Annotated in this window: 8 protein-coding genes; 1 reads left to right on the forward strand and 7 read right to left on the reverse strand. The window is 53.4% G+C overall.

The annotated features are described in order from the left end of the window. Window positions 1-304: 304 nt before the first annotated feature. Window positions 305-1618 (reverse strand): acetyl-CoA hydrolase/transferase family protein, encoded by a 1314-nt coding sequence (locus DW089_RS10920; RefSeq protein ID WP_118287280.1) that lies wholly within the window; start codon window positions 1616-1618, stop codon window positions 305-307. Window positions 1619-1675: 57 nt separating this feature from the next. Further along, complete coding sequence (locus DW089_RS10925; protein WP_118287281.1) at window positions 1676-1927, reverse strand: DUF2442 domain-containing protein; 252 nt, start codon at window positions 1925-1927, stop codon at window positions 1676-1678. A 134-nt stretch (window positions 1928-2061) separates the two neighbouring features. Here DW089_RS10925 and DW089_RS10930 point away from each other — a divergent pair, with 134 nt between their 5' ends. Next, the gene (locus DW089_RS10930; protein WP_118287282.1) at window positions 2062-3030 is read left to right on the forward strand and encodes a LysR family transcriptional regulator; all 969 of its coding nucleotides are present in this window, start codon (window positions 2062-2064) and stop codon (window positions 3028-3030) included. 84 nt (window positions 3031-3114) lie between these two features. Here DW089_RS10930 and DW089_RS10935 read toward each other — a convergent pair whose 3' ends face one another. The 5 genes from DW089_RS10935 to DW089_RS10955 form a co-directional block, all read right to left on the reverse strand. Continuing rightward, window positions 3115-3378 (reverse strand): LysR family transcriptional regulator, encoded by a 264-nt coding sequence (locus DW089_RS10935; RefSeq protein WP_105327487.1) that lies wholly within the window; start codon window positions 3376-3378, stop codon window positions 3115-3117. 141 nt (window positions 3379-3519) lie between these two features. After that, a complete protein-coding gene (locus DW089_RS10940; protein WP_118287283.1) occupies window positions 3520-4824 on the reverse strand; it encodes a CitMHS family transporter in 1305 nt (434 codons plus the stop codon). 30 nt (window positions 4825-4854) lie between these two features. Beyond that, window positions 4855-5814, reverse strand: a complete 960-nt coding sequence (locus tag DW089_RS10945; protein WP_118287284.1) for a hydroxymethylglutaryl-CoA lyase — start codon at window positions 5812-5814, stop codon at window positions 4855-4857. A gap of 22 nt (window positions 5815-5836) precedes the next feature. Next, complete coding sequence (locus DW089_RS10950; RefSeq protein ID WP_118287285.1) at window positions 5837-7030, reverse strand: CaiB/BaiF CoA-transferase family protein; 1194 nt, start codon at window positions 7028-7030, stop codon at window positions 5837-5839. A 310-nt stretch (window positions 7031-7340) separates the two neighbouring features. After that, complete coding sequence (locus DW089_RS10955; RefSeq protein ID WP_118287286.1) at window positions 7341-8192, reverse strand: AraC family transcriptional regulator; 852 nt, start codon at window positions 8190-8192, stop codon at window positions 7341-7343. Between the last annotated feature and the right edge of the window lie 213 nt (window positions 8193-8405).

The following is an 8405-nucleotide window of genomic DNA, read 5'->3' on the forward strand; positions in this document are numbered from 1 at the left end:
GAAGGTGGTAAAAAAAGTCCGTGCAGACGGTAAACTTACACCGATTTATGCAATCAGGTGGAAGAAAAATATGATCCATTTTGGGAATGGGCAGTTATTTATAATGGAGAATTGGGACATTTAACACGACCTTCCCGTGAACTATACAAATTGATTGCACAAGAAGGTTGTTCCTTCCCTAGTTATCTAACATAATAAATAAGTGCTTTGGTTGCTTTTTTACAGCCAAAGCACTTATTTATTATGCAAGGAAGCCCCCAGCATCACGCCGGGGGCCTTAACTTTTTCTCTATTCTCTTTTCTCTTATCTAAACGTCTTATCCGCATAAGCCTGGAGTTCTGCCCGGCAGTCGGGATGAGCCATGGCAATCATGGCCTGGGCGCGTTCTTTCAGGGACAGGCCGGTCAAATGGGCCACGCCATACTCGGTAGCCACGTTCTGGATCAAGGCTCTGGGAGCGGAAATGGTGCTGTCTGCGGGGATGGTAGGCAAGATGTTGGAATGGCGGACGCCCTGCTTATCTACCCGGGAGGACTCGATGCAGATGTAGCCTGCGCCGCCCTGGGACAGGAAGGCGCCTTCCAAAAAGTCCAGCTGGCCGCCGGTGCCGGAAAGTTGACGAGTGCCTACGGATTCGGCATTTTCCTGCCCCATGAGATCCAACTGCACGCCGCCGTTGATGCTGATGTAGTTGGAAATATTTTCCATCACCCGGGGATTATGGACGTAGTCCACTTCTGCCGGATAGAACAGTTCGGGTTTCTCCTGGAGCCAATTATACAGCTCCTTACTGCCGCTGGCCAGGTTCCAGGTAGAAAGCCCCGTACGGACTTCCTTTTTGGCGTTGGTGAGCTTGCCGGCCTTGTAGAGGGCCAGAAAGGCGTCGCTGATGGTGCCGGTATGGCAGCCCAGGTTTTCCCGGTCGCTTTTAGCCAACAGCTGGGCAATGGTAAAGGGAATGGTCCCTACTCCCAGGCTCAGGGTGGCTCCATTAGGAATCTCAGCCACTACATTTTGGGCAATCTGGAGATCGGCTGCAGAAGGCTGCCGGTAGCCGGAGGTGATTAACGGGCCATGCTCCCCTTCTACCAGGTAATCGGCGTCCTCAATAGACACCCGGTGGGAACCGTCCACGCCCTGAAGGGTGGGCAGCTTTTCGTTGATTTCAAAAATAACTGTCCGGGCCTTTTGGATAATGGTCTTCCAGCAGTAGCTGGCAAGCCCCAGGCCGCAGTACCCGTTGGCGTCGGGCCTAGAAACCGGCACAATGGCCACATCCACTTGCAGGTAGTCCCGGTACATTTCCGGCAGCAGCCGTAAAATCATGGGCACAAAGTGCAGCCGCCCCTGGGTGAACAGCTTCCGTTCGTAGGCGCCTAGATGCCAGCTGTAGTACTGGAAATGCTTCATTTCCGGGTCGCAGTCCACGGTATGGATAATGGGCTGGTACACCAGTCCGCCCCGGATTTTTACGTCCGTCAGCTCATCCCGGCGGTCCGCCAGGGCCTGGTCCATGAGCTCGGCAAAGCCGCTGCCGAAGCCAAAATCCACCCAATCCCCGCTTTGGATGGCCTGAGCGGCCTGGGCAGGGGTACAAAGTTTAGGTTGTTTTGCCATTGTATTGCCTCCTGGTTATTTGCTGCGGGGACTTGCAGCAGCCCCCGAAAATTTATCTTATTCTGCATCTACTCCGTTCTGGTACAGCTCGTGGCAGGACAGCTCCAGGTCCTCATTCCAGCTGATGCCGTAGCCGCCGGTATCCACCTGAACCTGGGCAAACAGTTCCTTATCCGTCAAGAGCGCCCAAAAGGCTTCCCACTGGGCGGCCGCACCTCTGATATCGTAGTGTTTCTTTTCTCCGTTTTCGAATTCCACCAAGAGCTGGCGCCCGCTTTGGGGCTGTATGTTCTTGATTCGCTGCAGCATCTGTTTCGCTCCCTTCCGCACAATCTATTGGTAGTATAGCATAGATTTTTCTCTAACGCTTCTGTTACTATAGAAGATAGATTGATGCGCCCTGGGGCAGGAAAGTCTGCCCCGTCTACTGCAAGGAGAAGCCCATGTTTGAAAAATACCGTTATTTTATTGCCCTGGCCAAGGAAAAGAATGTGACCCGGGCAGCTGAAAAATTATTCGTCACCCACCAGGCCCTGAGCCATTACTTGTCCAATCTGGAAAAGGAATGCGGGGTGACCTTGTTCTACCGGAAACCGGAATTCCGGCTGACGGACGAAGGGCAACTGTTCCTGGACAATATCCGCCAGGTGGAAGCGCTGGAGAACAGTTTAGCCCAGCAGTTTGCGGAAATCAAGGAAGGAAACTCCGGCACCATCCGGCTGGGAACCACGGAAGGCCGGTTCCGGATTTTTATGCCCCGGCTGATTGAGTCCTACAGCAAGCTGTTCCCCCATGTGCAGCTCCAGGTGGTCAGCGCCAACTCCCCAACGCTCAGGGAAATGCTCCTGAACAACCAGCTGGACATGATTGTGATCGGGGCTCCCAAGAACCCTTCCCGGTTCATCCAGAGCCAGCTGATTCTCCGGGAAGTGCTGTACCTGGTGGTCAGTGAGGGGATGCTGAAGCACTATTTCCCGGATACGTATCCTGGCTGCATCCAGGAATTCCGCCAGGGGGCGGATCTCTCCAAGTTCACCCAGATGCCCTTTTCCTTCAATATGCCGGCCTTCAACTCCTCCCAGATGATCAGCCGGCTGCTCCAGAAGCAGGATATTGAGCTGAACTGCATCCACACCTCCAGCCATCCGGACCTGCACCATTTGCTGACCACCCAGAATTACGCGGCCAGCTTCTGCCTCACCATGTACCTGCCCAACCTGCGCTACATCAACAGCCAGGTGGAAAACAAGCTCCACGCCTTCCCCATCCGGTACCTGGAGGAAACCAACCCCCTGAACCTGGAATACCGGAAGGACCGGACCTTCCCGGTCTACGGCCAGGCTCTGCTGCGGCTGATCCGGAAGCAATGCGCCTTTTACGCGGACTACAATCCGGAGCATATCCTAAAATAGCAAAAATATAAAAAGCCCCAGCATATTGGCACAGAGGGACGCCAATACGCTGAGGTTTTTTAGCAAAAGAAGTGTTGTTTCGTCCTAGGGCTGGGGGCTGAAGCTTTCGAAGGCTTCGTTGGCCTGGAGCCAGTTTTGGGCCAGGGGCAACAGCCGGCGGCCGTTTTCGGTAAGCCGGGTGGCCCGAATGCCCTTGCTGCGCTGGACCAGTTCCGTGCCCACCTGCTTTTCCAGGGACTTTAGTCGATAACTGACCGTGGCTTGGGACACAAACAAAAGGCGGGAGGCCTTGCTGATATTCTGAGCCTTAGCCACAGCCAAAAAGGTTTCAACCAGATCTTTTTCCATCAGGAGACCTCCAATTCTATCAAGGTTCTGCACGTATGACTGCGCCGCTGGCCCCAGGGGGAAACGCTGGAGACGTCAGGTGTGTTTTGAACGGGACCAGACGGGCTGTACATACACAAAACAGAGGGAAAAACGCAATACTTAGTAAATCTTCATGTACCCCATGACCATGGCAATGCCGCACATGATAAAGCTCAAAATCCAGGTGCGGAAGAAGTTGGCTTTCAGGTGGTCGTTGAGTTCCACGCCGGCAAGACCCAGGGCCAGGAAGGTGGTGGGCTGCAGCGGGCTCAGGATCATAGCCACGTTCTTGCCAATCAGCATGGCCACGCCTACGTCCAGGGGTGGTACGCCAAAGGCGGAACCGGCTTTGCCCAGCAGCGGGAACAGGCCATAGTAGAAGGTATCTGCACCCAGGCAGGCGCCAACAGGTACGGAGATGAAACCGGCGATGATGTTCATGTAGCGGCCCATCCAAGCAGGCATTACCCACAGGAGGGTGTTTACCATGGCATCCAGCATACCGGATTTGTTCATGATACCGATGAATACGGCGGCTGCCAACAGGGTAGCGGAGGTATCCAGGGCATCCCCAGCGTGGCTGCGGAACAGTTTCCGCTGGGTTTTGGAATCAGGATAGTTGATGACCATACCAATGGCCAGAGCAATCATAAACAGAATGTGCGGGGACATTACGCCTAAGAGCAGCAGTACCAGCAGGATGATCGTGAGGATAATGTTCACGGGCAGCAGCTTGGGCCGTCTCAGGGCTTCTTCTTCAGGGCTCAGTTTCACCTGGGCAGCCTGGTCGGCAGCTTCCTTGGTCAGGCCGGCACCGTGGCGGACTTCATTCATGCCCACCAGGGCAGCAATCACAAAGGTCAGGATCAGGCAGACGCCCTGGAAGGGAATCAGGTAATGCCACAGGTCGCCTACATCACGGTTCAGGATGGCAGCTACCCGGACTACCGGGCCGCCCCAGGGAACCAGGTTCATAACGCCCATGGCGGTTCCTACAATAAACAGCATACCGGTGGGGCGCATATTCAGGCGCTTCCACAGGGGCAGCATGGAAGGAATGGTAACCAGGGCGGTGGTGGCGGTAGCGCCATCCAAGTGGCCGATTACGGCAACCATGGCGGTGACCACAGCGGTAACCACTACGTTGTTGCCGGTTCTGGCCACCAGTTTCTTAACGATGGCATCAAATACACCAGCATCGGACATAATGCCGAAAAATTCTACCGAGAAAATGAACAATACTGCGGTTTTCCAAACGGTATTCAGCCCGGAGCCAATCCATTTTTCCAGAAGATCCGGGGTGACGCCCAGGAACAGGGCGCCAATAATGGGAATGGTCCCGAATACGGTAATGGGGGCCATTTTCCCTTTCAGCAGGAAGAATACCAGTACAATAAGGGTAGCGTAACCTACGAGTGCAACCATTTTCAGCTCTCCTTTGGGCAGGGGAAAAGATTATTTTCCCTGGGTGTGATTTTTGGCCTGCCGGGTAGGAACGTCCAGGATCAAGTCGCTGGCTTTGCCGGCCCGGAGCAGGTAACTGTCGGCAGGATGGTCCAGTTCAGACGCCATATGACGGCTGATGTCCATCATCTTGTCCAGGTCAATACCGGTTGCAATGCCCATTTCATCACACATATGGATGACATCTTCGGAGGATACGTTGCCGGCGGCACCCGGAACAAAGGGGCAGCCGCCCATACCGGCCATGCTGGTATCGAACTGGGTGAAGCCTTCGCTGAGACCAGCCAGGATATTGGCTACGCCCAGGCCCCGGGTATTATGGAAGTGGAGCCACCAGGAGACTTCAGGGTATTTTTCTTTGACCAAGTGGCACAGGGAGGCCACCTGGGAAGGATAAGCCATACCGGAAGCATCGGAAAGACTGATTTCCCGAATGCCTACCAGCATATAGGCTTCAATAATCTTGCAAACTACCTCGGGAGCAATTTCCTTGTCCCAGGGGGAACCAAAGGCCATGGAGATGGAACCGGAGATTTCGATGCCGGCTTCCTTGGCCCGATCCACACAGGCGGAGAAGCGGGCTACGCTTTCTGCCGGGGTGCAGTTCAGGTTGGCCAGGTTGTGGGCTACGGAGGCGGAAACGTTCAGTTTCACCTTTTTGCAGCCGCATTCGATGGCCCGGTCCACGCCCTTCAGGTTGGCAATCAGGGCCCGGTATTCTACGCCGGTTTTTTGGGTGATGCCTTTAAACACTTCATCGGTATCTGCTACCTGAGGTACAGCCTTGGGGCTGACGAAGCTGCCTACTTCGATGACCGGGAAACCGGCCTCGGTCAAAGCGTTGACGTAAGCAATTTTCTCCTGGGTAGTAGGAATCTTCTTTTCATTTTGCAGGCCGTCCCGCAGGCCCACTTCACAAAGACGGATTTGTTTCGGATAGGTTAATGCCATTTTCAGTTCCTCTTTTCTGTGCTTAGATGACTTTCTTTTCTTTCAGTTTAGCCAGCTGTGCATCAGACAGGCCCAGGATTCCGCCATACACTTCTTCATTGGAAGCGCCCAGCTTCTGGCCGGCCCATTTGATTTCCCCAGGGGTTTCGGACAGGACCGGAACGATGCCGGGCATCTTCACGGAACCGAATTCCTGGCAGGGTACGTCCACAATGTCGTGGCGGGCCTGGTATTGAGGATCTTCAAAGCAGTCTTTGATGTTATAGATGGTGGAAATGGGAACGCCGGCTGCATCGCATTTGGCTTTCAGTTCCTGGAAGGTATGGGTCTTTACCCATTCCGTTACCGCATCCATGATGGGTTTGGGATCTGCCAGCCGGTCTTTGGCCAGGGCATATTTAGGAAGCCAATCGGCTCTTCTGTCCATGGCATCGCACAGATGCTCGAACACCGGGTTGGTGCTGCAGACGATGATGACATACACATTGTCCTTGGTTTCGAAGGTACCGATGGGGCAGGAAGCGCCGCTGGGCATCGGGCTTCTCTCCCGGATGGTGCCAAACAGGTCGTATTGGGCAATCATGGCTTCTTCCATACGGAAGATACCTTCGTACAGGCTTACATCGATTTCCTGGGGTTTGCCTTTCAGGGCATCCCGGTGATACAGGGCAATCATGGTTCCCAGGGCTGCGTACAGGCCAGCTACATAGTCAGCCAGAGCAAAGGGAGGGCTGACAGGAGGACGATCCGGATAGCCCTGCATGTAGGTCATTCCGGAGAAGGCCTGCAGCGGGGTGCCCAAGCCGGCCAGTTTCCGATACGGCCCGGTTTGGCCATAGCCGGTGACATGGGTCACAATGATATCCGGGTTGACTTTCCGCATTTCTGCTACGCCAATTCCCCATTTGTCCAGGGTGCCGGTTTTGAAGTTTTCAATGACTACGTCACTCTTGGCTACCAGATCCATGAACAGCTTCTTGCCTTCCTCAAAGTGGAAGTCCAAGGTTACGCTTTTCTTGTTCCGGCCCATGGACGGCCAGCGAATGCTCTTCCCATCTTTTAACGGCCCCATGGCCCGGAAAGCATCTCCCCGTCCGGTCATTTCTACCTTAATGACCTCGGCGCCAAAGTCTGCCAGCAGGCCAGCGGCCCAGGGAGCAGCAATGACGGTCGAAATATCCAAAATGCGCACACCTTCTAATGCATGTTTTGCCATTTTTCGCACCTCTCGCAATGTTTAGATTTTTTGCCGCGTTGGGAGCTCCACCATTAACGGACATTTTCTTTACGGTTTCATCATACGTCAGATAACGGAAAATAAGAAGCAATGATTTTTTAGTCTTTGCAAATTAAATTTGCTGTTACAATTTGGATGCATTGTGATAGGATATTTTTTATCCACATTTCTGCTTTGAATTACTGTTTGTTATTCTATTTGTCGTTATATAAAGAGGAAATGGTTTTTGAATATAAAAAATCCCAGGCAAGCCTTTTGGTTTGCCTGGGATTGTCTTTTGTACAGAGATTTATATGCTTTCTTCCAGCAGCTTTACATGCCGCAGCCGAGCGGCGAAAACAGCCGGAGTGACGCCCATATACTCTTTGAATTTCCGGGTGAAATAGCTCTGGTCGTAGTACCCACTGGCCTGGGCAATGGCCGCCAGGGGCATATCCGGATCCCGCAGCAGCCGCTGGAGGGAATCCTGAAACTGCATATTATTTAGGGCGATTTTAGGTGATACTCCTACTTTTTCCCGGATAATCGTTTGCAGATACCGACCACTGTACCCGGTTTCCTGCTCCAATTCGTGCAGCTGGACCAGTCCGTGTTTATGCAGGGCCGCTTCTATCAGCGCCGGCACCAGCCGCTCATTGCCGGCATTTCTCCTGCTGTGATTCTGCCACCTGCCGATGAACTGCTGCAATAAGGCCTGCCGGGCCGGCATATCCGGCGCTGCGGCCAGCTCCTCGTACAGGCTTCCCACCTGGATAAAATCCTCCAAAGGGGCTTCCGTATCCGTAACGGCGCTGCAGGGAATGCCAAAAATCTGGGTAAACCGGCCAGGAAAGAACTGGCACAGCAGGGTATGGTGGGTACCATACAGGGGAACCTCCTTAGTTTGGGTCAGAAGTCCGCATACCATGGCGCTGGGGCATTCCTGATCCAGGGAAAACTGGACGCCCAAAAGTCCTATCCCCGGCACCGAATACAGCCCTTTGGCCTGGGGTTCCGCATCCAGCTCGTAAAGCACCGCAATATTCTCCCCCCGCTCCGGCTCCTTCAGAAAACATCGTTTGGTCTTACGGGCCTGCCAAAAGGGCTGGGCCGACAGCCCTACCCCTTGTTTTTCCAGAACTTGTTCCTCAGCCTCTTTCATTCCCGATTCCCCCTATTGAAATGGGCGCCCCGATGCCGCGCTTGTTCCGTTTTTTCCTATACATCATACATCATACATCATTATATACTATGATACTTGCAAAAGTACATCAATTTTACTGGAAAGCTACATGAATCTGTTTCGTTAAGGGGTTAAACAACAGTTTCTAAAAATCATACAAAACCATATAAACATGATTATTTTGTACAAAAT

It is taken from the genome of Acidaminococcus sp. AM05-11, from assembly GCF_003472805.1.
Classification (GTDB): domain Bacteria; phylum Bacillota; class Negativicutes; order Acidaminococcales; family Acidaminococcaceae; genus Acidaminococcus; species Acidaminococcus hominis.